This window comes from Modestobacter sp. VKM Ac-2984 (assembly GCF_026967985.1).
In the GTDB taxonomy this organism is placed as follows: domain Bacteria; phylum Actinomycetota; class Actinomycetes; order Mycobacteriales; family Geodermatophilaceae; genus Modestobacter.
Window position 1 is genome coordinate 109,399 of record NZ_JAPVBJ010000008.1, and the last position, 20,846, is coordinate 130,244.

General features: G+C 74.2%; 18 protein-coding genes and 2 tRNA genes. 18 read left to right on the plus strand and 2 right to left on the minus strand.

What is annotated here, in order from left to right; all coding sequences use genetic code 11:
• Window positions 1-6 precede the first annotated feature (6 nt).
• The 5 genes from O2W16_RS16555 (at window position 7) to O2W16_RS16575 (ending at window position 4,194) form a co-directional block, all read left to right on the plus strand.
• A complete protein-coding gene (locus O2W16_RS16555; RefSeq protein WP_269159915.1) occupies window positions 7-951 on the plus strand; it encodes a UTP--glucose-1-phosphate uridylyltransferase in 945 nt (314 codons plus the stop codon).
• A gap of 106 nt (window positions 952-1,057) precedes the next feature.
• A complete protein-coding gene (gene glp, locus O2W16_RS16560) occupies window positions 1,058-2,545 on the plus strand; it encodes a molybdotransferase-like divisome protein Glp (RefSeq protein WP_269159916.1) in 1,488 nt (495 codons plus the stop codon).
• 31 nt (window positions 2,546-2,576) lie between these two features.
• Window positions 2,577-3,164, plus strand: a complete 588-nt coding sequence (locus O2W16_RS16565; protein ID WP_269159917.1) for a GNAT family N-acetyltransferase — start codon at window positions 2,577-2,579, stop codon at window positions 3,162-3,164.
• Between the two features lie 179 nt (window positions 3,165-3,343).
• Window positions 3,344-4,036, plus strand: a complete 693-nt coding sequence (gene sepX, locus O2W16_RS16570) for a divisome protein SepX/GlpR (RefSeq protein WP_269159918.1) — start codon at window positions 3,344-3,346, stop codon at window positions 4,034-4,036.
• Window positions 4,037-4,120: 84 nt separating this feature from the next.
• Window positions 4,121-4,194: transfer RNA gene (locus O2W16_RS16575), tRNA-Ala, on the plus strand.
• Between the two features lie 98 nt (window positions 4,195-4,292).
• Here the strand turns inward: O2W16_RS16575 and O2W16_RS16580 are convergent.
• Window positions 4,293-5,816 carry a dolichyl-phosphate-mannose--protein mannosyltransferase gene (locus O2W16_RS16580; RefSeq protein ID WP_269159919.1) on the minus strand — a complete coding sequence of 508 codons (1,524 nt, stop codon included), beginning with the start codon at window positions 5,814-5,816 and terminating at the stop codon, window positions 4,293-4,295.
• A 103-nt stretch (window positions 5,817-5,919) separates the two neighbouring features.
• On the opposite strand from O2W16_RS16580, the gene rsmI reads away from it, so the two are divergent.
• Window positions 5,920-6,759: a 16S rRNA (cytidine(1402)-2'-O)-methyltransferase gene (rsmI, locus tag O2W16_RS16585; protein ID WP_269159920.1), complete on the plus strand. Its 840-nt coding sequence runs from the start codon at window positions 5,920-5,922 to the stop codon at window positions 6,757-6,759.
• Between the two features lie 124 nt (window positions 6,760-6,883).
• The gene (locus O2W16_RS16590; RefSeq protein WP_269159921.1) at window positions 6,884-7,768 is read left to right on the plus strand and encodes an endonuclease domain-containing protein; all 885 of its coding nucleotides are present in this window, start codon (window positions 6,884-6,886) and stop codon (window positions 7,766-7,768) included.
• Between the two features lie 59 nt (window positions 7,769-7,827).
• Here the strand turns inward: O2W16_RS16590 and corA are convergent, their stop codons facing one another.
• Window positions 7,828-8,937, minus strand: a complete 1,110-nt coding sequence (corA, locus tag O2W16_RS16595; RefSeq protein WP_269159922.1) for a magnesium/cobalt transporter CorA — start codon at window positions 8,935-8,937, stop codon at window positions 7,828-7,830.
• 153 nt (window positions 8,938-9,090) lie between these two features.
• Here corA and O2W16_RS16600 point away from each other — a divergent pair, with 153 nt between their 5' ends.
• The 11 genes from O2W16_RS16600 (at window position 9,091) to O2W16_RS16650 (ending at window position 20,837) form a co-directional block, all read left to right on the plus strand.
• Entirely contained in the window at window positions 9,091-9,735 is a 645-nt protein-coding gene (locus O2W16_RS16600; protein ID WP_269159923.1) for a hypothetical protein, read from the plus strand.
• Window positions 9,736-9,781: 46 nt separating this feature from the next.
• Window positions 9,782-11,605, plus strand: coding sequence for a methionine--tRNA ligase (gene metG, locus O2W16_RS16605; RefSeq protein ID WP_269159924.1), 1,824 nt, complete (start codon window positions 9,782-9,784; stop codon window positions 11,603-11,605).
• 109 nt (window positions 11,606-11,714) lie between these two features.
• Window positions 11,715-12,521, plus strand: a complete 807-nt coding sequence (locus O2W16_RS16610; protein WP_269159925.1) for a TatD family hydrolase — start codon at window positions 11,715-11,717, stop codon at window positions 12,519-12,521.
• Window positions 12,522-12,608: 87 nt separating this feature from the next.
• On the plus strand, window positions 12,609-13,442 hold the full coding sequence (locus O2W16_RS16615) for a hypothetical protein (RefSeq protein ID WP_269159926.1): 834 nt from the start codon (window positions 12,609-12,611) through the stop codon (window positions 13,440-13,442).
• 346 nt (window positions 13,443-13,788) lie between these two features.
• Window positions 13,789-14,889: a resuscitation-promoting factor gene (locus O2W16_RS16620; RefSeq protein WP_269159927.1), complete on the plus strand. Its 1,101-nt coding sequence runs from the start codon at window positions 13,789-13,791 to the stop codon at window positions 14,887-14,889.
• Window positions 14,856-15,773 (plus strand): 16S rRNA (adenine(1518)-N(6)/adenine(1519)-N(6))-dimethyltransferase RsmA, encoded by a 918-nt coding sequence (gene rsmA, locus O2W16_RS16625; protein ID WP_269159928.1) that lies wholly within the window; start codon window positions 14,856-14,858, stop codon window positions 15,771-15,773. The genes O2W16_RS16620 and rsmA overlap by 34 nt, the downstream gene beginning before the upstream one ends.
• A 67-nt stretch (window positions 15,774-15,840) precedes the next feature.
• Window positions 15,841-16,809, plus strand: coding sequence for a 4-(cytidine 5'-diphospho)-2-C-methyl-D-erythritol kinase (locus O2W16_RS16630; RefSeq protein WP_269159929.1), 969 nt, complete (start codon window positions 15,841-15,843; stop codon window positions 16,807-16,809).
• A gap of 260 nt (window positions 16,810-17,069) precedes the next feature.
• Window positions 17,070-17,145, plus strand: a tRNA-Gln gene (locus O2W16_RS16635).
• 52 nt (window positions 17,146-17,197) lie between these two features.
• A complete protein-coding gene (glmU, locus tag O2W16_RS16640) occupies window positions 17,198-18,730 on the plus strand; it encodes a bifunctional UDP-N-acetylglucosamine diphosphorylase/glucosamine-1-phosphate N-acetyltransferase GlmU (RefSeq protein WP_269159930.1) in 1,533 nt (510 codons plus the stop codon).
• The gene (locus tag O2W16_RS16645; protein WP_269159931.1) at window positions 18,727-19,707 is read left to right on the plus strand and encodes a ribose-phosphate diphosphokinase; all 981 of its coding nucleotides are present in this window, start codon (window positions 18,727-18,729) and stop codon (window positions 19,705-19,707) included. Before glmU ends, O2W16_RS16645 begins: the two co-directional genes overlap by 4 nt.
• 434 nt (window positions 19,708-20,141) lie before the next feature.
• Window positions 20,142-20,837, plus strand: a complete 696-nt coding sequence (locus O2W16_RS16650) for a 50S ribosomal protein L25/general stress protein Ctc (RefSeq protein ID WP_269159932.1) — start codon at window positions 20,142-20,144, stop codon at window positions 20,835-20,837.
• Window positions 20,838-20,846 lie beyond the last annotated feature (9 nt).

The window sequence follows — 20,846 nt, forward strand, 5'->3', positions numbered from 1 at the left end:
CCCGGCATGTCGACTCCGTCCGCCCAGAGTCCGCGTCCGGCCAGGAAGTCCGTCATCCCGGTCGCCGGGATGGGCACCCGCTTCCTCCCCGCGACCAAGGCCGTCCCCAAGGAGCTGCTGCCGGTCGTGGACCGGCCGGCCCTGCAGTACATCGTCGAGGAGGCCGCCCGGGCCGGCGTCGGCGAGGTGCTGATGGTCACCGGGCGCAACAAGGGCAGCATCGAGGACTTCTTCGACCGCACGCCGGAGCTGGAGACCGCCCTGGAGGCCAAGGGCGACCAGAGCCGGCTCGACGCGGTGCACGAGTCCACCGACGTCGCGCAGGTCTTCTTCGTGCGCCAGGGCGAGGCCAAGGGCCTGGGCCACGCCGTCCTGCAGGCCGCGGCCTTCGTCGGGGACGAGCCGTTCGCTGTGCTCCTCGGTGACGACATCATCGACGCCCGCGACCACCTGCTCGAGCAGATGCTGGCCGTGCAGGCCGAGCACGGCGGTGCGGTGGTCGCGCTCCTCGACGTGGGCGCCGACAACATCTCCAAGTACGGCGCGGTCGCCGTCGAGGAGGCGAAGGTCTCCGGGGACGCCGCCGGCGACGAGGTCTTCCGGGTCACCGGCATGGTGGAGAAGCCCCCGGCCGACGAGGCCCCCAGCACGCTGGCGATCATCGGCCGCTACGTGCTGCCCCCGGAGGTCTTCGCGGCCATCCGGGAGACCCCGCCCGGCCGCGGCGGGGAGATCCAGCTGACCGACGCGCTGCTCAAGCTGGTCGAGGACGGCATGCCCGTGCACGGCGTGGTCTTCTCCGGCCGCCGGTACGACACCGGCGACAAGCTGGACTACCTGAAGGCCGTCGTCCAGCTGGCCGTGGAGCGCGAGGACCTCGGTCCCACCTTCGGGCCGTGGCTGCGGAAGTTCGTCGCCGACCTGCCCGCCGAGGGCGCGTCGCCCGCCTGAGCGGACCCTCCAGAGGGCACCATCGGGCCCAGGTCCGTCATCGGCGGCCGTGCCCGGCGACCCGGGCACGGGGGAGGCCCGATGGCGGGAGACGACGGTGGTGGGGATGAGCGACGACAGCACACGCGGGTGGATGTCCGGCGGAGGCCGGGACACGACGCAGCTGGACCCGGCGAGCGGCGGGCTGGTCCCGTCGCCACGGGACAACCAGCTGCTCTCCGGTCCGACGCCGGTGGTCACCCACGACACCGTGCAGGTCGACCGGTCGGTGTTCTCCTCCGACCGGGTGCCCTCCCCGGCCATCGCCACCGGCGACCGGTCACCGGACCCGATGGCCGACACCGGCTCGGTCGACGTGTCCGGGGTCCGGCTGCGCCCGGTCGAGCACCACCTGGACGAGATCCTCGGCGCCGTCCCGCAGCCGGACCCGATCGAGCTCGCCGTGCTCGACGCCCAGGGGCTGCTCTGCGCCGAGCTCGTGACCAGCCAGCGGTCCTTGCCCGCGTTCGACCAGGCCGGCCTCGACGGGTACGCGGTCCGCGCGGAGGACATCGCCACCGCGACCGTGGAGCAGCCCGTCGACCTCGCCGTCCTCGGTGAGACGGCCGCCGGTGCGGGGGAGCAGGCCTCGATCAGCGCCGGCCTCGCGCAGAAGGTCGCCGTGGGCGCGATGCTGCCGGCCGGCGCCGACGTCGTCGTCCCGGCCGCCTGGACCGACCAGGGCGTCGCCCGGGTGCAGGTCTTCGCCGCGCTCGCGCCGGGCAGCTACGTCCGCCGGATCGGCGACGACGTCGCGACCGGTGACATCGCGGTCGAGATCGGCACCCCGATCGGGCCGGCCCAGATCAGCCTGCTGGCCGCCGTCGGTCGGGAGCGCGTGGCGGTGCGCCCGCGCCCGCGGATCACGGTGCTGTGCGCCGGCAACGAGCTCGTCGACGTCGGAGCGGTGGCCGGCCCCGGCCAGCAGGTCGACGTGAACAGCTACGCACTCGCCGCCGCGGCCCGGGACGCCGGCGCCGAGGCCTACCGGGCGGGGATCATGCCCAACGACCGGCGGCGGATGGTCGAGCTGCTGGAGGGCCAGATGCTCCGCAGCGACGTCGTCCTGGTCGCCGGCACCTTCGCCAACGGCGGTCACGACCTGCTCCAGGAGGCGCTGGACGAGCTGGGCGGGCTGACCTTCACCCAGGTGGCCATGCACCCCGGCCCGGTGCACGCCTTCGGCAAGCTGGGCCCCGACGCGGTCCCGGTGATCTGCGTGCCGGGCGAGCCGGTCGCCGCCCTGGTCGCCTTCGAGGTGTTCGTCCGTCCGGCGATCCGGCTGATGCTCGGCAAGCGCCAGCTCTTCCGGCGCACCGTGCAGGCGGTCTCCGCCCAGCAGCTGCTCTCGCCGCTGGGGTACCGGCAGTACCTGCACGGCCAGGTGATGCGCCACCCGGACGGCGGCTACGTCGTCGAGCCGATCGGCGACGGCGACCAGGCCATGCTCGCCCGGATGGCCCGCGCCAACTGCCTGATCGTGGTCGACGAGGACGTCACCGAGGTCTCCGCCGGTGGGCTGGTCACGGTCATGCCGATGCTGCTCGGGGGCTGAGCTGGACCCGGCACCGCACCCGGGCTGGCCGGTGCGGCTGGCGTGGGGGCCGGTCGAGCTGCACCCGCTGCGCCGCGAGGACGCCCGCGAGTGGTCCCGGCTGCGCACCGAGAACGAGTCCTGGCTGCTGCCCTGGGAGCCCTCCACCGGGCTGAGCTGGGCTGCGCGGCACACGCCGGCGGCCTACCGGGCGATGCGCCGGGCGGCGACCCGGCGGGCCCGGGTCGGCACGTCGCTGCCCTTCGCCGTCCGGTACGAGGGGCGACTGGTCGGCCAGGTGACCGTCGACAACGTCGTCCGCGGGGCGCTGCGCTCCGGCAGCCTGGGCTACTGGGTCGACCGGGCGGTCGCCGGGCGGGGGGTGGCCTCGCTGGCGGTGGCGCTGGTCTGCGACCACGCCTTCGGCCCGGTGGGGCTGCACCGGCTGCAGGCCGACATCCGGCCGGAGAACCGGCCGAGCCGGCGGCTGGTCGAGCGGCTGGGCTTCCGGCAGGAGGCGCTCTTCCGGGACTACCTGGACATCGACGGGGCCTGGCGGGACCACCTGGGCTACGCCCTGCTGGCCGAGGAGACACCCGGCGGTGTGCTGGCCCGCTGGCGCGCCCGCGCACCGCGCTGAGCCGCCGGGTGGGGACGCCGGCACGCCGATCTGCCGGCGACGCGCGCCGACACACCGGGAGACGTCCCGGGTATCGGCAGTCCCCGCCCTTACCTTGACTCCCGAGTGACGGATGTGACTCGTGTGGCCCCAGGGATGGGGTCGTTCCGCTGGGCCAGGGATGGATCGGGGTGTTCGAGATGGGATCGGGCGTACTGCTGGCCGCTCTCGTCGTGCTGTGGTTCGTGGTCCTGGTGCCGATGGTGGTCACCCGGGGCGACACGCACACGGGGAACGGTGCAGCCAACTCAGGACGGACCCTGCAACGACGGCGGCCGGTCGACCCGGTGGTGCACGCCGAGACCGAGCGGGTGAGCATCGACCGGGCACAGCTGCGCAGCAGCGGAGAGCTGCACGTCGACGTGCACGCGCGGCGCCGCCGCACGCTGGCCGGGCTCGTCGCCCTGGCCGTGCTGGCGCTGGTCGGTGCGCTGGCCTACCGGTCGTGGCTGTGGGCTCCGCAGGTGCTGCTGGACGTCGCCGTCGTCGGTTACCTGATGGTGACCGCTGCCGCGGCCAAGCGGGAGCGGCGGACCGCCGCTCGCCGTGCGGCCCGGGCCGCCCAGCGGGCGCCGCACGCCCGCCCGGCGCAGCAGCGCCCCGCGGCTGCGGACCCGGTGCCCGCGCCGGCCCCGGTGGCGGCCGAGACCGGCCCGGTGCACCCGAGCCTGCCGCTGGCCCCGGTGCACCCGCTGCGCCCCGGTCGGGTGGTCGCGGCCCGCACGCCGGCCCCGGCCGGCTGGCAGCAGAGCGCCGTGGTCGGGCTGGACGACGACGACATCGGCTTCGCCGACATCGACGTCTACGCCCCGAAGCGCGTCGTCAACGGCTGACGGACGGCGCTCCTGCCCCTCCCGGCAGGAGTGCCACCCCCGTGGCTGCACCGGAGCAGGCAGACGGTAAAGTCATCGGGGCAAGGGGCTGTGGCGCAGTCCGGTAGCGCACCTCGTTCGCATCGAGGGGGTCAGGGGTTCAATTCCCCTCAGCTCCACCCCGGTCAGGCCGGGCCCACCAGGGCCCGGCCTGACGCGTTTCCGCAGGCGTCAGCGCGTGGTCCCGGTCGCCGGCCCGAGGGGCTGACCTGTGCGGTCAGAACCAGGAGGGGAACCACATCCGCTGTAGCCACTCCGCCTGGGACAGTGGCTGCCCGGTGAGCACCGGGTGGAAGAAGACGAACGTCAGCACGACCACCGCCACGTACAGGCAGACGACGCCCAGCCCCACCTGGCGGCGCAGCGCGGAGGCGCCCGGCGGGCCCAGCACGTCCTGCAGCACGAGCACGACCGCCAGCACGAAGAACGGCAGGGCCGGGGCCATGTAGAAGAGGAACATCGTCCGGTCCAGGTTGATGAACCAGGTGCCCCAGCCGGCGACGATCGCGGTCGCGGCGACGATGGCCGCCGGGTCGCGGCGGGCCACGATCCGCCAGGCCAGCCACAGCAGCGCCGGGACGAAGAGGAACCACAGCGTCGGCGTGCCCAGCATGAGCATGTACCGGACGACCTGGTCACCCGCAGCGTCGGTGAGCCCCTGCGGGTTCCACAGCAGGATCGGCCGGCCGCTCACCAGCCACGACCACGGCCCGGACTCCCACGGGTGCGGGCTGGACAGCCCGCTGTGGAACTCCAGCCACTCCCCGTGCATGTGCCACAGCGAGCGCAGCGCGTCGGGCACGAAGCCGAACGACGTGTCCGGGTTCCCCGACGCCCAGTGCCGGCCCTGGGCGTTCTCCCCGCGGAACCAGCCGGTGAACGAGGCCAGGTAGGTCAGCACCGGGACGACGGCGAGCGCCCAGGTCGCTCCGGGCAGGCCGCGGCGCAGCGCCGTCCAGGTGGGCCGGGCGACCCCCGCCTCCCGCCAGGCCGCCCGGTCCCAGACGAGCGAGAGCACCGCGAAGGCGGCGAGGAACCAGACCCCGCTCCACTTCACCGCGCAGGCGCAGCCGAACAGCACCCCGGCGGCGATCCGCCAGCCCCGCGGGCCGAGCCGGAAACCGGCCGCGGTCACCCGGTCGGCACCGTCCCGGACCCGTTGCCGCACCCGGTCCCGGTCGACCACCAGGCAGGCGACCGCGCTGACGACGAAGACCTGCAGGAAGACGTCCAGCAGCCCGATCCGGCCGAGGGTGAAGGAGAACCCGTCCACCGCCAGGAGCAGGCCGGCGAGCAGACCCAGCAGCGTCGAGCCGGTCAGCCGGCGTGTCAGCCGGGTGAGGACGACGACCGCCACCGACCCGGCCACCGCGCTCGGCACCCGCCAGCCCAGCGGCCCGTACCCGAACAGCTGCTCGCCTGCCGCGATCAGCCACTTGCCCAGCGGGGGGTGGACGATGAAGGTGTAGCCGCGGTTGTACTCGTAGCCGAGCTCCAGCAGCTCGGCCCCCTCGGGCGGGTAGTACGCCTCGTCGAACACCAGGTCGGTCGGGTAGCCGATGTCCCAGAGCCGGGCCGCCAGGGTCGCCAGACCGAGCACGGCGGTGAGCACCGCGGCCAGCACCCGGTCGGTCGGCAGCGGCGGGGTGCCCTGCCGGCGGCGTGGAGGGAGCGGCGGGAACCGGCGGGGAGCGGGTGCCTCGACCGCCGACTCCGCGCGTTCCGGGACCAGCACCGCCATGCCGGCCAGGGTAGTCAAAGGACCCCCCTGCCCCCCGGCACTCGCAGGCTCGCGCCGGGTCCCTGCAGGGGGGCCATCGGGCCGCCGTGACAGGCTCGGCCGCATGACCGGACGACTCGTGCTGGGCGGCGCGCCGCTGGGACAACCCGGCGACGTCGGCCCGCGGCTGCGGCAGGCGATGGCCGACGCCGACGTCCTGGCCGTGGAGGACACCCGGCGGCTGCACCGGCTGGCCAAGGACCTCGAGGTCACCCTCACCGGCAAGGTGGTCACCTTCCACGAGACGGTCGAGCGGTCACGGCTGCCCGGGCTGGTCGCGGCGATGACCGAGGGCCGCACCGTGCTGCTGATCACCGACGCGGGCATGCCGTCGGTGTCCGACCCCGGCTACACGCTGGTGCGGGCGGCGATCGAGGCGGGCATCGAGGTGACCTCGGTGCCCGGGCCGTCCGCCGTCGTCACGGCGCTGGCCGTCTCCGGGCTGCCGTGCGACCGGTTCACCTTCGAGGGGTTCCTGCCGCGCAAGGGCGGGGAGCGGCGGTCGGCTCTCGCGGCGCTGGCGGCGGAGCCGCGCACGATGGTGTTCTACGAGTCGCCGCACCGGCTGGCCGACGCCCTGACCGACGCGGCCGGGGCCCTCGGCGCCGACCGGCCCGCCGCGGTCTGCCGGGAGCTGACCAAGACCCACGAGGAGGTCCGCCGCGGCTCGCTGGCGTCGCTGGCCGAGTGGGCTGCCGAGGGGGTGCGCGGCGAGATCACCCTGGTGGTCGCCGGCGCCGTCGCCGGGCCGGCCACGCTGACGCCGTCCGAACTGGCCGCCGAGGTCGCGGTCGAGGAGGCCGCCGGCGCCGACCGCAAGGAGGCGATCCGCACCGTCGTGGCCCGAACCGGCCTGCCCCGCAGGACCGTCTACGACGCCGTGGTGGCCGCCAAGACCCCCTGACCTCCCCGCCGTTGTGCGCTGACCGGGGTCAGACCCAGCCCGTCACCCCGATGAGCGCACAACCGCCGCTGCTGCCTGTGGACGGCGTCAGCGGGAGGGTGCCCTTCTCGGGGACGGTGCTCCGGTGGCCCGCGCACCCCGCATCCCGGATGAACTGCGTGGCCGGGTGTTCCGCGGATCTGTGGCGTTGCGGCGCGGGTGGCTGACCCCGGACGAACTCCGCGGGCCCACGTGGCGGGCGCTGTTCCACGACGTCTACGTCGAGGCGAGCCTGCCGGTGACCCACGCCCTCCGCGCGCACGCCGCTGCGGCCGTGCTCCGGCCGGGCGGGGTCGTGACCGGTCGCAGCGCCGCGGTGCTCTGGGGCGTCGACCTGGCTGCCGCGACCGACGACGTCGAGATCACGCTGCCGCCGGGCGCCCATCCGGTGCGGTTGCCCGGCCTCCGAGTCCGGCGGGCGTTGCTGGACGACGGGGATGTCTGCCTCCGTCGGGGAGTCCGGGTCACCGTGCCGGAGGCGACTGCGGTGGCGCTGGCCCGTTCACTGCCCCTGGACGACGCCGTCATCGCCGTCGACCAGCTGACCAGCGGTGGGCTCGCTTCGCTGCCCCTGGTCCGGGAGCTGGCGGGACGCGCCACCGGTGCCGGTTCCCGTCGCGCGCGGCAGGCCTGCGCGCTCGCGGACGGGTTGGCCGAGTCGCCACAGGAGACCCGGCTGCGGCTGGTCATCGGCCGCGGCGGGCTGCCGGCGCCGGTCGCCCAGCTGCGGGTGGTGCACGAGGGCCGCTTCGTGGCGCGGGTCGACTTCGGTTGGCCAGCGCAGCGGGTAGCGGTCGAGTACGACGGTCTGTGGCATGCAGAACCCGGTCAGTTCGCACGCGACCGTGCGCGGCTGAACCGGTTGCAGGCGGCCGGTTGGAGGGTGGTCTTCGTGACCGCCGCAGACCTGAAGGACCCGTCGCGGCTGATCGCCACGATCGCTGCGGCACTGACCGGGGTTGTGCGCTGAGCGGGGTCTTCGGCGTCGCGAAGCCCCGCTCAGCGCACAACCGCGGCACGGGCAGGGGGTTACAGCCAGCCGGTGCGTTTGAAGCCGCGGTGCAGGGCGAGGCAGGCGACCAGCATCAGCAGCAGCACGGCGGGATAGCCCCAGCGCTCGTCCAGTTCGGGCATGTACTCGAAGTTCATCCCGTAGACGCCGGCGATGGCGGTGGGCAGCGCGATGATGCCGGCCCACGCGGAGATCTTGCGCATGTCCTCGTTGTCGGCCAGCGAGGTGCGGGCCAGCGAGGCCTGCAGGATCGAGGTCAGCAGCTCGTCCAGGCCGGTCACCTGGTCACGCACCCGCAGTGCGTGGTCCTGGACGTCCCGGAAGTAGGACCGCATCGCCTCGGGCACCAGCTCGTTGGGCCGGTCGACCAGCGTGGCCAGCGGCAGCTCCAGCGGCAGCACCGCCCGGCGCAGCTGCATCAGCTCCCGCTTGAGCTGGTAGATGCGGCCGCTGTCGTCGGTGCGGCTCGGGCTGAACACCGAGGTCTCCACCTCCTCGACGTCCTCCTCGACCGCGTTGGCGACGTCGAGGAAGTCGTCGACGACGTGGTCGGCGATCGCGTAGAGGACGGCGGAGGGCCCGTTGCACAGCAGGTCCGGCTGCTCCTCCAGTTGGGTGCGCAGCTGCCCGAGCTCACCGTGCGTGCCGTGCCGGACCGTGATCACGTGGTCGCGGCCGACGAAGACCATGATCTCGCCGGTGATCAGCACCTCGCTGGTGGCGGTCAGCTGGTCGTGCTCCAGGTAGCTGGCCGTCTTGAGCACCATGAACATCGCCTCGTCGTAGCGCTCCAGCTTGGGCCGCTGGTGGGCGTAGACGGCGTCCTCGACGGCGAGCGGGTGCAGGCCGTAGTGCTCCCCGATCGCGGTGAGCTCGGCCTCGGAGGGCTCGTAGAGCCCCAGCCAGACGAATCCGCCCTGGTCACGGGCCACCTGGAGCGCCTCCGACGGTGCCACGTCCAGCCGCTCGCCGCGGACGTAGACGGCGCAGTCGACGACGGGGTCGCCGGTGTCCCGCTCGGGCTGCTTCTCCCGGGGTGCGCCCGCCGGGCGGGGGCGCAGCGTCTGCGGGAGTTCGGCGGGCGGCCCGGGGGCGTGCTCGCTGGTCCTGCTGTCGGTGTCGGTCACCGGTCCTCCCTCGGGTCTGTCGGGGTCCAGCATCCCCGGCCCTCCGGTCCCGGGTCTCACCCAGGCGGGTGAGGCCCGGCCGGCGGCCCCTGCGGCCGGCCGCACGGACGCCCGACCTGATCAGGGACACCCGTTCCCGGTCAGGAGACCCCCGTGCCCAGCGCCGTCCTCGACGCCCCCCGCACCACCCCCGCCGCTGCCCGCCCGGTGCGGCTGCCGGTGACCGTGGCCGCAGCCGGTGGTCTCTCCGTGCTGGAGGCGCTCGGCCTGCTCGCCTTCGGGCTGACCAGCCTGGAGGGCGTCTTCGGCTCCGGGGTGCGCCCCTCCGGCTGGCTCGTGGCCGGCACGCTGCTGCTGCTCGCCGGCTGGGTCGTGCTGTGCGCCGGCGGTGGGGCCGGCCTGGTGGACGGCGCCGGCCGGCTGCTGCTGGTCGCCGTCGCCAGCGGGGAGATCGCCCTGCTGGTCGTGCTCTGCGCGGTCGGGCTGGTCGGTGCGGACGGGATCTGGCTGGTGGCGATCGGTCCGCTCGGCGGTCTGCCGGTGCCCGCGCTGGCGCTGCTGGCCCTCGCCGTCCCCACCGGGAAGCTGCTGCTGGCCAGCGCGCCGTCCGCGGTGGCCTGGGTGGCCGCCGGTGGGCGCCCCCGCCCGGCCCGCCGGGCTGCCGTGGTCGAGCACCGCGCGCTGCGGGGCGTCACCGTGGCCGGCATCGGGCTGGCGCTCACCGCCGTCGCACTGGTGGGCGTGCCCGCCGGCGACGTCCCCACACCGAGCACGGTCGCGGTCACCGACGCCCCCTGAGGACGCGCCGGTCAACCGGGTCGACGCCGGTCACTACCCTCAGGCCGTGACAGATCGGCACATCCTCACCGCCGTCGCCTGGCCCTACGCCAACGGCCCGCGGCACATCGGGCACGTCTCCGGGTTCGGCGTCCCCTCCGACGTCTTCAGCCGGTTCCACCGGATGTCCGGCGACCAGGTGCTGATGGTGAGCGGCACCGACGAGCACGGGACGCCGATCACGGTCGCCGCCGACGCCGAGGGCATCACCCCGCGGCAGATCGCCGACCGCAACAACCGGGTCATCGTCGACGACCTGGCCAGCCTCGGGCTGAGCTACGACCTCTTCACCCGGACGACGACGGCCAACCACCGCGCGGTGAGCCAGGAGATCTTCCTGGGGCTGCTGAAGAACGGCTACGTCTTCCCGCAGACCACGCTCGGCGCGATCAGCCCGTCGACCGGCCGCACGCTGCCCGACCGCTACATCGAGGGCACCTGCCCGATCTGCGGCTACGACGGCGCCCGCGGCGACCAGTGCGACAACTGCGGCAACCAGCTGGACCCGATCGACCTGGTGAACCCGGTCAGCCGGATCAACGGCGAGACGCCGAAGTTCGTCGAGGAGGAGCACTACTTCCTCGACCTGCCGGCGTTCACCCGGGCGCTCGGCGACTGGCTGGGCACCCGGAAGAGCTGGCGGCCCAACGTCCTGAACTTCAGCGTCAACCTCCTCGACGACCTCAAGCCGCGCAGCTACACCCGGGACATCGACTGGGGCGTGCCGGTGCCGCTGGACGGCTGGCGGGACCGGCCGGACAAGCGCATCTACGTCTGGTTCGACGCCGTCGTGGGCTACCTGTCGGCGTCGATCGAGTGGGCCCGCCGCTCCGGTGACCCCGAGGCCTGGCGGCAGTGGTGGCAGACCCCGGACTCCGACGCCTACTACTTCATGGGCAAGGACAACATCGTCTTCCACTCCGAGATCTGGCCGGCCCAGCTGCTCGGCTACAACGGGGCGGGCGACAAGGGCGGGACGCCGGGCTCCTACGGCCGGCTCAACCTGCCCACCGAGGTGGTGTCGAGCGAGTTCCTGACCATGGAGGGGCGGAAGTTCTCCTCCTCGCGCAACGTGGTCATCTACGTCCGCGACTTCCTGTCCCGCTACGACCCCGATGCGCTGCGCTACTTCATCGCCGTGGCCGGCCCGGAGAACCAGGACACCGACTTCACCTGGGCGGAGTTCCTGCGCCGCAACAACGACGAGCTGGTCGCCGGGTGGGGCAACCTGGTCAACCGCTCGGTGTCGATGGCCGCCAAGAACGTCGGCGCCGTCCCGACCCCCGGTGAGCTGACCGACGCCGACCGGGCCCTGCTGGCCACCACGTCCGGGGCCTTCGCGCCGATCGGTGACCTGCTGGCGCGCAACCGGCAGAAGGCGGCGGCCTCCGAGGCGATGCGGGTGGTCACCGAGGCCAACCGGTACCTGTCGGACCAGGCGCCGTGGAAGCTCAAGGAGGACCCGGCCCGCCGGGACACCGTGCTGCACACCGCGCTGCAGGCGATCAAGGACTGCAACGCGCTGCTCACGCCGTTCCTGCCGCACTCCTCCCAGCAGGTGCACGAGCTGCTCGGCGGCACCGGCGTCTGGTCGGTCGCCCCACAGGTGGTCGAGACCGAAGACCTGGACGACGGCTCGCCGTACCCGATCATCACCGGTGACTACGCGAGCGGGCAGGCCATCTGGGCCTCGACGCCGCTGCCGCCGCCGGGCACGCCGCTGGCCCCGCCGAAGCCGGTGTTCACCAAGCTCGACCCCTCGATCGTGGAGGAGGAGCTGGCCCGGCTGGAGGAGAAGGGGACGAGCGGCACGACGGACGGCGAGGCGTGAGCCCCGCAGCGACAGAAATGGCCATTTCTGTCGAACGGGGGCAGGGGTGAGCCGGTCGGCGTCCTCGCGGGCGAACCGGCGGGGGGAGCCGCCCCCGTCCCCGGAGCCGTTGCCGTCCCCGGCGGTCGACAGCCACACGCACTTCGACATCGCCGTGGGCGGTGAGGACCGGGAGCCCACCGACGCGGAGGTCGACGAGGCGATCGCGGCCGCCGTCGCCGTCGGCGTCCCGCGGCTGGTGCAGGTCGGCGTGGACGTGGCGTCCTCGCGCTGGTCGGCCGCGCTCGCCGATCGGCACCCGAACGTGCTGGCTGCGGTGGCGCTGCACCCGAACGAGGCGGGCGCCGGCGGGGCGACCGAGGCGGCGCTGGCCGAGATCGACCGGCTCGCCGCGCTGCCCCGGGTGCGGGCGGTGGGGGAGACCGGCCTGGACCGCTACCGCACCGGCCCCGAGGGCTGGGCCGCCCAGGAGGCGTCCTTCCGGGCGCACATCGACATCGCCAAGCGGCACGGGGTCGCGCTGGTCATCCACGACCGCGACGCCCACGACGAGGTGCTCCGGGTGCTGGACGACGAGGGTGCGCCCGAGCACACCGTCTTCCACTGCTTCTCCGGCGACGCCGGGTTCGCCCGGGCCTGCATCGAGCGCGGCCACGTGCTGTCCTTCGCCGGCACGGTGACCTTCTCCAGCGCCGGCGCGCTGCGCGAGGCGGCGGCGCTGACCCCGCTGGACCAGCTGCTGGTGGAGACCGACGCCCCCTTCCTGACCCCGGTCCCGCTGCGGGGGCGGCCCAACTCCGCCCGGCTGGTGCCGCACACCGTGCGGGCGCTGGCCGAGGTCACCGGCACCGACCTCGAGCAGCTGTGCGGTGTCCTCACCGCCACCGCGGAGCGCGTCTTCGGCCCCTGGGGCTGACCACCCGTCCGGAGCGGGGAGCGACTCACAGGAAGTGAGGGACCGCTCGTGGTGGCGTTGTCGTCGCAGAGGACGACAATCGACTCCGTGGGCCGCCTCATCGCCATCGTCCTCTTCATCGCCTTGATGGTCCCGGCCGCCATGCTGGCCCGGGGCTGGTCACTCGCGTCCGGTCGCCGGGCCGTCGCCTCCGCCGGGGTCGAGTTCGTCCCGGCGACGCCCGAGGCGACCGCCCAGCTGGCCCGCCAGGCCACCCACGCCCACCGGGTGCGCCTCCTCGGGCTGCTGCTCGGGGTGGCGCTGGTGGTCACCACGGTGGTGCTGTTCGCCGAGTCATCGGTCTTCCTCTGGGTGCCTGCGCTCGCCGTGGGCCTGCTGGGCGGGGTGCTGCTGGCCGAGGCCACCCGGCCGCGGCCGCGCTGGGCGACGTCCAGCCCGCCCCGCCGGCCCCGGCGGAGCGAGCAGATCTCGCTCGGGCTGCTGTGGACCATGCGCGCCGCGGTCGCCGGGGTGCTGCTCACCGCCCTGCTGCAGCTCGACGACCTGACGTCCCCGGTCGTCTCCACGGCGACGGCGGTGCCGCTGGCCGGCTGGCTGCTGGCCGAGGCGGCGCTCCTCCGGGTGCTGCTGCGCCCGCTGCCCGCCGCGGGCGCCGACGTGCCGGTCGACGAGGCGCAGCGCACCTGGACCGCGCACCTGTCGGTCGCCGCGGCCAGCGTGCTGGCTCTGCTCCCGCTGGGGGCGCTGCTGCTCCGCGCCGCGATCGACCTCGGCGACCGGGTGAGCTCCGACGGCGCCGGGCTGCTCCCGGTGGCCCTGGTGGCGGGTGGCTTCTCCGCGATCATCGCGGGGCTGGTGGTGGCCGGCTTCCTGGTGACCTGGTTGCGCCCGGTGCGGCAGACCTCGCACGCCCTGGCCTGACGCCGTCCGGCCCCCGGTGGCCGTGTGTCGTTGCCCACGGGAGCTCAGCGGGCCACGCGTCCGATGCGCGGCGCGTTGTTCACGGACCGTGTCGGCGCGCCTGCGGAGGGCTGAGTCGACATGGTGATTCCCTGCTCTTGCACCGTTCTCTTCCGTCAGGCGTTCGTTATCGTGCCGTGACCGACAAGCCGGGGTGGGGAACACCCGGGCGCACGTTCCTGCCCGGGTGACCGTTCCCGGGCCGGAGCTCGTCGGGCCGCGCGACGACGGACGCCGCCCTCCGGGTGGGGTCCGTCGGCTGTTGCCCTCGTTCCCCTGCCCGGGCCCCGTGACCCGTGGATGTGTTGTGCACCGATCGCTGAAGTCGATTCTCTTCACCTTGGTCCTGTTGGGCCTGGTGGGCGGTTCCGCTGCCTACTTCGCTGCCCAGAAGACGGTGACCCTGACCGTCGACGGCCAGTCGCGGGAGGTGCGCACCTACGCCGGCACGGCCGCTGAGGTGCTGGCCGACGAGGGGCTGCGCCCGGCGTCGCAGGACGTCGTCCTGCCCGACCCGGAGGACGCCATCGGTGACGGCGCCACCATCGTGCTCAACCGCGCCCGGCCGCTGACCCTGACCGTCGACGGGGTGCGCACCGACGTCTACACGACGGCCCTCTCGGTCGACGACGCGCTCGACGAGCTCGGGTACCGCACCGACGAGCTGGTGCTCTCGGCCAGCCGCAGCCAGCGTCTGCCGCTGGACGGCATGGACCTCGCCATCACGACCAACAAGGACGTCACGCTGATCGCGGACGGCCAGCAGCGCGTGGTGACCACCACCGCGGCCACCGCCGGTGACCTGCTGGCCGAGTTGGGCATCGTCCTGTCGGCCACCGACCGCACCTCGATCTACCCGGCGCAGCCCCTGCTGGACGCGATGGTGCTGCAGGTGACCCGGGTCGCCGTCACCGACGTGACCGAGGTGCAGCCGCTGGACTACACGACCGTCGAGACCCCGGACCCGGACGCCTTCCAGGGGGAGCGCACCGTCACCCAGAAGGGTGTCGAGGGCGCGCAGACGATCACCTGGCGGGTCACCGTCACCGACGGGGTGGAGACCGCCCGCGAGCAGCTCGGCGTCGTGGTCAGCACCCCGGCGGTCGACCAGCAGGTGGCGGTCGGCACCAAGGAGAAGCCGGCTGCACCGGCGCCCGTGGTCAGCGCCGACGGACTGAACTGGGCGGCCCTGGCCGCGTGCGAGTCCGGAGGCCGGCCCACCGCGGTGAGCGGCACCGGCAAGTACCGCGGCATGTACCAGTTCTCCACGAGCACCTGGGCCGCCGTCGGGGGCAGCGGTGACCCGGCCGCCGCGTCGGCGGGGGAGCAGACCATGCGGGCGCAGATGCTGTACGCCCGTTCCGGTGCAGGGCAGTGGCCGCACTGCGGCCCCCGTCTCTTCGGCTGAGTCAGACGCTGAGCGACACCCCGGAGCAGGCCGACGCGCTGCTGGGCCCCGCGGCCATCCGCGAGCTGGCCCAGCAGCTGGACCTGCGACCGACCAAGACCCTCGGGCAGAACTTCCTGCACGACGCCAACACGATCCGCAAGATCGTCCGGACGGCCGGCCTGCAGGACGACGACGTCGTCTGCGAGGTCGGCCCGGGCCTGGGGTCGCTCACGCTCGGGCTGCTCCCGGTCTGCGCGCACGTGACCGCCGTGGAGATCGACCCCCGGCTGGCCGACCAGCTGCCGGTGACCGTGGCCCAGCGAGCCCCGGACGTGGCCGGGCGGCTCACCGTGGTGACCGCGGACGCCCTGCGGGTCCGGGAGCTGCCCGGGCCGCCGCCCACGGCGCTGGTGGCCAACCTGCCGTACAACATCGCCGTCCCCGTGCTGCTGCACCTGCTGGAGCTGGTGCCCACGATCCGCACCTCGCTGGTGCTGGTGCAGGCCGAGGTCGCCGACCGGCTCGCCGCCGCACCGGGCACCCCCGCCTACGGGGTGCCCAGCGTCAAGGCCGCCTGGTACGCCGACGTCCGCCGGGCCGGCAACGTCCCGCGGCCGGTCTTCTGGCCGGTCCCCAACGTCGACTCCGGGCTGGTCGCGCTGACCCGCCGCCCGGCCCCGGCCGGCGACCGGGCGGCCACCTTCGCCGTCATCGACGCGGCCTTCGCCACCCGGCGCAAGGGCCTGCGTGCCGCGCTGGCCCGCTGGGCCGGCAGCCCCGCCGCCGCCGAGGTCCGGCTGCGCGCGGCCGGCATCGACCCGACCACGCGGGGAGAGCAGCTGTCGGTCACCGACTTCGCCCGGCTCGCGGCCACCGACCCGGTCGACCCGGAGGGGCGGTAGCGCGTGCCGCGGCCGGCAGGCAGGCTGAGCCGGTGGACGACGGTGGACCGGCGGGCAGGATGACCGGGTGAGCAACGCGACCGCGGGCGGGCCCGGCCGGCTCGCCGGCAACGGCGCCGTCACGGCTCGGGCCCCGGCGAAGGTGAACGTGCACCTCGGGGTCGGGCCGCTGCGGGCCGACGGCTTCCACGAGCTGCAGACCGTCTTCCTCGCCGTGTCGCTGTTCGACACGGTCACCGTGCGCCGCGCCGACGGCCTGTCCCTCGCCGTCCGCGGGGAGGGGGCCGGGGACGGCGCCGGCCCGGCGAGCGTGCCCACCGACCAGCGCAACCTGGTCTGGCAGGCCGCCGAGCTGCTCGCCCGGCACGCCGGGGTGCGCGCCGACGCCCACCTGGAGGTCGACAAGTCGATCCCGGCCGCGGCCGGGCTCGCCGGCGGCAGCGCGGATGCGGCGGCGACGCTGGTCGCGTTGGACGCGTTGTGGGGGACCCGGGCCACCCGTGGCGACCTGGCCACGCTCGCCGCGCAGCTGGGCAGCGACGTGCCCTTCAGCCTGCTCGGCGGGGTGGCGCTGGGCACCGGGCGCGGTGAGCGGCTCTCGCCCGTGCTGGCCCGCCGGCGCTGGGACTGGGTGCTCGGCATCGCCGGGGAGGGGCTGTCGACCCCCACGGTGTACGGCGAGCTGGACGCCCAGCGGGCGGCCGGGGCGCTCCCGGACGGCGAGCGGATGGCCTCCACCGAGCCGGTGCTCGCCGCCCTGCGCAGCGGGCCGGCGTCGGCGCTGGCGGCCGCGCTGAGCAACGACCTCCAGGCGCCCGCGCTGCGGCTGCGCCCCGAGCTCGGCCGGGCGATGCAGGTCGCGACCGACGCGGGGGCACGGGCGGCGCTGGTCAGTGGCTCCGGCCCGACGGTGGCCGCGCTGGCCGAGGACGAGGACGGCGCTGTCCGGCTCGCCGCCGAGCTCGCCGGGTCCGGGGTGTTCCGGGCCGTCCAGGTCGTGCACGGGCCGGTCCACGGAGCCCGCCTGGTGGGCTGACCGAGGACAGGTCGCCTCGTGGCCACGCTGCCCGAAGAGCTCACGGCCGACGTCCAGCAGCTGCTGCCGACGCTGCGCACCGGTCATCCGCACCCGCGGCCGGACGGCGCCGCCACCCGGCAGAGCGTTGTTGCCCAGGGTGCTCATCAGCCCCATCGTGCTCTCCTGCCCGCGGCCGGCCGGGTGACCCTGGGTGCCGGCGTCCGATCGCGGCCCTAGGCTGGCGTGCGGCCGTCGCGGTTCTTCCCGGCGGACCGCGATGGGGGATGGGGTAATCGGCAGCCCGCCGGCCTTTGGAGCCGTGCAGTCTCGGTTCGAGTCCGAGTCCCCCAGCCAGTCAGCGCCGACGCGCGCCGTCGTCCCGTCGCCACCGCGAGGAGCTCGTTCAGTGACCCTGCAGGACACCGCCGCCACGGAGGGCGCCGTCGGCGCCGTCGTCGTCCTCGCCGCCGGGCAGGGCACCCGGATGCGCTCGCGCACCCCCAAGGTGCTGCACCTGCTGGGGGGTCGCTCGCTGCTGGGCCACGTGCTGGCGGCCGCCGCCCCGCTGCGGGCCGCGCAGACCGTCGTCGTCGTCGGGTCCGGTCGGGATGCGGTGGCCGAGCACCTGAGCGAGGTCGCGCCGGGGGCGCTGCCGGTCGTGCAGGAGGAGCAGCTGGGCTCCGGGCACGCCGCGGCCGTCGCGCTCGACGCGCTGGCGGAGGTCACCGGCGCGGTGCTGATCCTCAACGGGGACGCGCCGCTGCTGCGGGAGGAGACCCTGACCGCGCTCGTCCGGGCGCACCAGCAGGCCGGCGACCTGCTCACCGTGCTCACCGCCGAGGTGGCCGACCCCACCGGCCTGGGGCGGATCGTCCGGGACGCCGACGGTGCGGTGCGGGCCATCGTCGAGGAGCGGGACGCCGACGACGCCCAGCGCACGATCCGCGAGGTCAACGCCGGGGTGTACGTCGGGAACGCCACCGCCGTGCGAGAGGCGCTGACCAGGGTCGGGGCCGCCAACGACCAGGGCGAGCAGTACCTGACCGACGTCCTGGGTCTGCTCGTGGCCGACGGCGCGCCGGTCGGCGGGCACCGGGCGGCCGACCCCGAGGACACGCTCGGCTGCAACGACCAGCGGGAGCTGGCCGCCCGGCGCCGCACGATGAACGACCGGGTGCTCGACGACCTGATGCGAGCCGGGGTGGTCGTGGTGGACCCGCTGACCACCTGGGTCGACGTGACCGTCGAGGTGGCGGCGGAGGTCGTCCTGCACCCGGGCACACAGCTGCTCGGTGCGACCACCGTCCGGGCCGGTGCCGTGGTCGGCCCCGACAGCACGCTGGTCGACACCGAGGTGGGGGAGGGCGCGTCGGTCGTCCGGTCGCACGTCCAGCTGGCCGAGATCGGCCCGGCGGCGACCGTCGGCCCGTTCAGCTACCTCCGCCCGGGCACCCGGCTGGGCCGCGGGGCAAAGGTGGGCGCCTACGTCGAGACCAAGAACGTCGAGGTCGGCGAGGGGTCCAAGGTGCCGCACCTGTCCTACGTCGGCGACGCGACCATCGGCGAGCACAGCAACATCGGCGCGGCGACCGTCTTCGTCAACTACGACGGCGTCGACAAGCACCGCACCACGGTGGGTGACCACGTGCGGATCGGCTCGGACACCATGCTCGTGGCGCCGGTCACCGTGGGCGACGGTGCCTACACCGCTGCCGGGTCCGTGATCACCACCGACGTCCCGCCTGGGGCGATGGCCGTCGCCCGGGCCCGCCAGCGCAATGTGGCAGGCTGGGTCGCGCGGCGCCGACCGGGTACGCCCGGCGCAGAGGCTGCAGCAGCGGCTGACGACGCAGCGGCCGCCGCCACCCACACCCGAACCACCGAGTCCGCGGACCGGCCCCCGGCCGCGACGGACGACGACCAGCAGGGGCGAACATGAGCGCGATCAGGCAGACCACCAACAAGAGCCTGATGCTCTTCTCCGGCCGGGCGTACCCCGAGCTGGCGACGGAGATCGCCGGGCACCTCGGCGTCACGCCCACGCCCACCTCGTCCTACGAGTTCGCCAACGGTGAGCTCTTCGTGCGGTTCGAGGAGTCGGTGCGCGGCTGCGACGCCTTCGTCATCCAGAGCCACACCGCACCGATCAACACCTGGCTGATGGAACAGCTGATCATGGTCGACGCGCTCAAGCGCGCCTCCGCCAAGCGGATCACCGTGGTCGCCCCGTTCTTCCCCTACGCCCGGCAGGACAAGAAGCACCGCGGCCGCGAGCCGATCTCCGCACGCCTGGTCGCCGACATGTTCAAGACCGCCGGCGCCGACCGGCTGATGACCGTCGACCTGCACACCGCGCAGATCCAGGGCTTCTTCGACGGCCCGGTCGACCACCTGTTCGCCATGGACCTGCTCATCGACGAGGTCAAGCGGAAGTGGAGCGGCCACGACCTCACCGTCGTCTCGCCCGACTCCGGCCGCGTCCGGGTCTCCGAGCGGTGGAGCGACAAGCTGGGCGGGACCCCGCTGGCGTTCATCCACAAGACCCGCGACGTCACCCGGCCCAACGAGGTCGTGGCCAACCGGGTGGTCGGAGAGGTCGAGGGCCGGGTCTGCATCCTGGTCGACGACATGATCGACACCGGCGGCACGATCTCCAAGGCCGCCGAGACGCTGTTCGAGTCCGGCGCCGCCGACGTGATCATCGCCGCCACCCACGGGGTGCTCTCCGGCCCCGCGGTCGACCGCCTGAAGAACAGCCGGGTCAGTGAGGTGATCATCACCAACACGCTGCCCATCGAGCCCGCCCGCCGGTTCGACAAGCTGACCGTGCTCTCCATCGCCCCGCTGCTCGGCCGGGCGATCAAGGAGGTCTTCGAGGACGGGTCGGTGACGAGCTTGTTCGGTGGGGACAGTTAGTTCGCGACCCTCCGGGCCGCATCGCGGCCAGGAGCCGTTCCCCTGGTGAGTTGAGCCGTTTCCCGCGACGCCGGCAGGGACCCTCCGGGCCCCGTGCCGGCGTCGCGGACGGACCCTCCTGCTGATCCCGGCGGGAGCCTCCGGCCCCGCGCCGGGATCAGCAGACGCCCTCCGGGCGATGGGTCCGGGATCCGCCCGCTGGTTGCGTTCGTCGGTCCTCGCTCGTGGGGTTGGGTGCTCCGCTGGCGGCGTTGGTCGTCACCGTTCACGGCCCTGTGCCGGGGCCTCGGCCGCTCAGGTACGCTCGTGTGGTTGCCCGGCGAGGGAGACGGTCTGCCGTTCTCCGTGATCGACGTGCGTGTGCCCTCCAGGGGTGTGCCGCGCTCGTGCGCTGAGCACACAGACCCGATCCACCTGTTGAGGAGCACACCACCGTGGCTGAATTCCGCCTCGCCGCCGAGCACCGCACCGAGTTCGGCAAGGGCAGCGCCCGCCGGACGCGTCGTGCGGGCCGCGTCCCCGCCGTCCTGTACGGGCACGGCCAGGACGTCGTCCACCTGTCGCTGCCGGCCCGCGAGTTCGCCGCGGCCCTGCGCAACGGCGGCACCAACGTGCTGCTGACCGTCGAGCTGGACGGCAAGGACCAGCTGGCGCTGACCAAGGCCATCCAGCGGGACCCGATCACCCGGGTCCACGAGCACGTCGACCTGCTGCTGGTCCGCCGCGGTGAGAAGACCACCGTCGACGTCCCGGTGATCATCACCGGCGAGCCGGCCCCCGACACGATCAGCAACCACCAGCTGAACAGCGTCCTCGTCGAGGCCGACGCCACCAACCTGCCGGAGTCGATCGAGGTCGACATCACCGGCCGCACCGCGGGCAACGGCGTCACCGCCGGCGACCTGCCACTGCCGGCCGGCGCGACGCTGATCACCGACCCGGAGGCGCTGGTCATCGGCTTCCTGGGTGCGCCGACCGCCGCCGAGCTGGAGGCCGAGCTGGAAGAGGCCGAGGCCGAGGCCGGCATCGAGCGCGACGAGTCCGAGACCGACGGCGACGTCGTGCCGGAGCCGCAGGACCAGGGCAGCGGCGAGTCGATGGAGTCCGCCGAGAAGTCCAGCGACGCCTGAGCACGACTC

What these genes read in the sequence shown, in the direction of transcription:
- O2W16_RS16645 (WP_269159931.1), top strand. Translation starts at nt 18,727, where the DNA reads ATGAGCGCGATCAGGCAGACCACCAACAAGAGCCTGATGCTCTTCTCC.
- O2W16_RS16555 (WP_269159915.1), top strand. Translation starts at nt 7, where the DNA reads ATGTCGACTCCGTCCGCCCAGAGTCCGCGTCCGGCCAGGAAGTCCGTC.
- rsmI (WP_269159920.1), top strand. Translation starts at nt 5,920, where the DNA reads ATGACCGGACGACTCGTGCTGGGCGGCGCGCCGCTGGGACAACCCGGC.
- O2W16_RS16580 (WP_269159919.1), bottom strand. Translation starts at nt 5,816, where the DNA reads ATGGCGGTGCTGGTCCCGGAACGCGCGGAGTCGGCGGTCGAGGCACCC.
- glp (WP_269159916.1), top strand. Translation starts at nt 1,058, where the DNA reads ATGAGCGACGACAGCACACGCGGGTGGATGTCCGGCGGAGGCCGGGAC.
- sepX (WP_269159918.1), top strand. Translation starts at nt 3,344, where the DNA reads ATGGGATCGGGCGTACTGCTGGCCGCTCTCGTCGTGCTGTGGTTCGTG.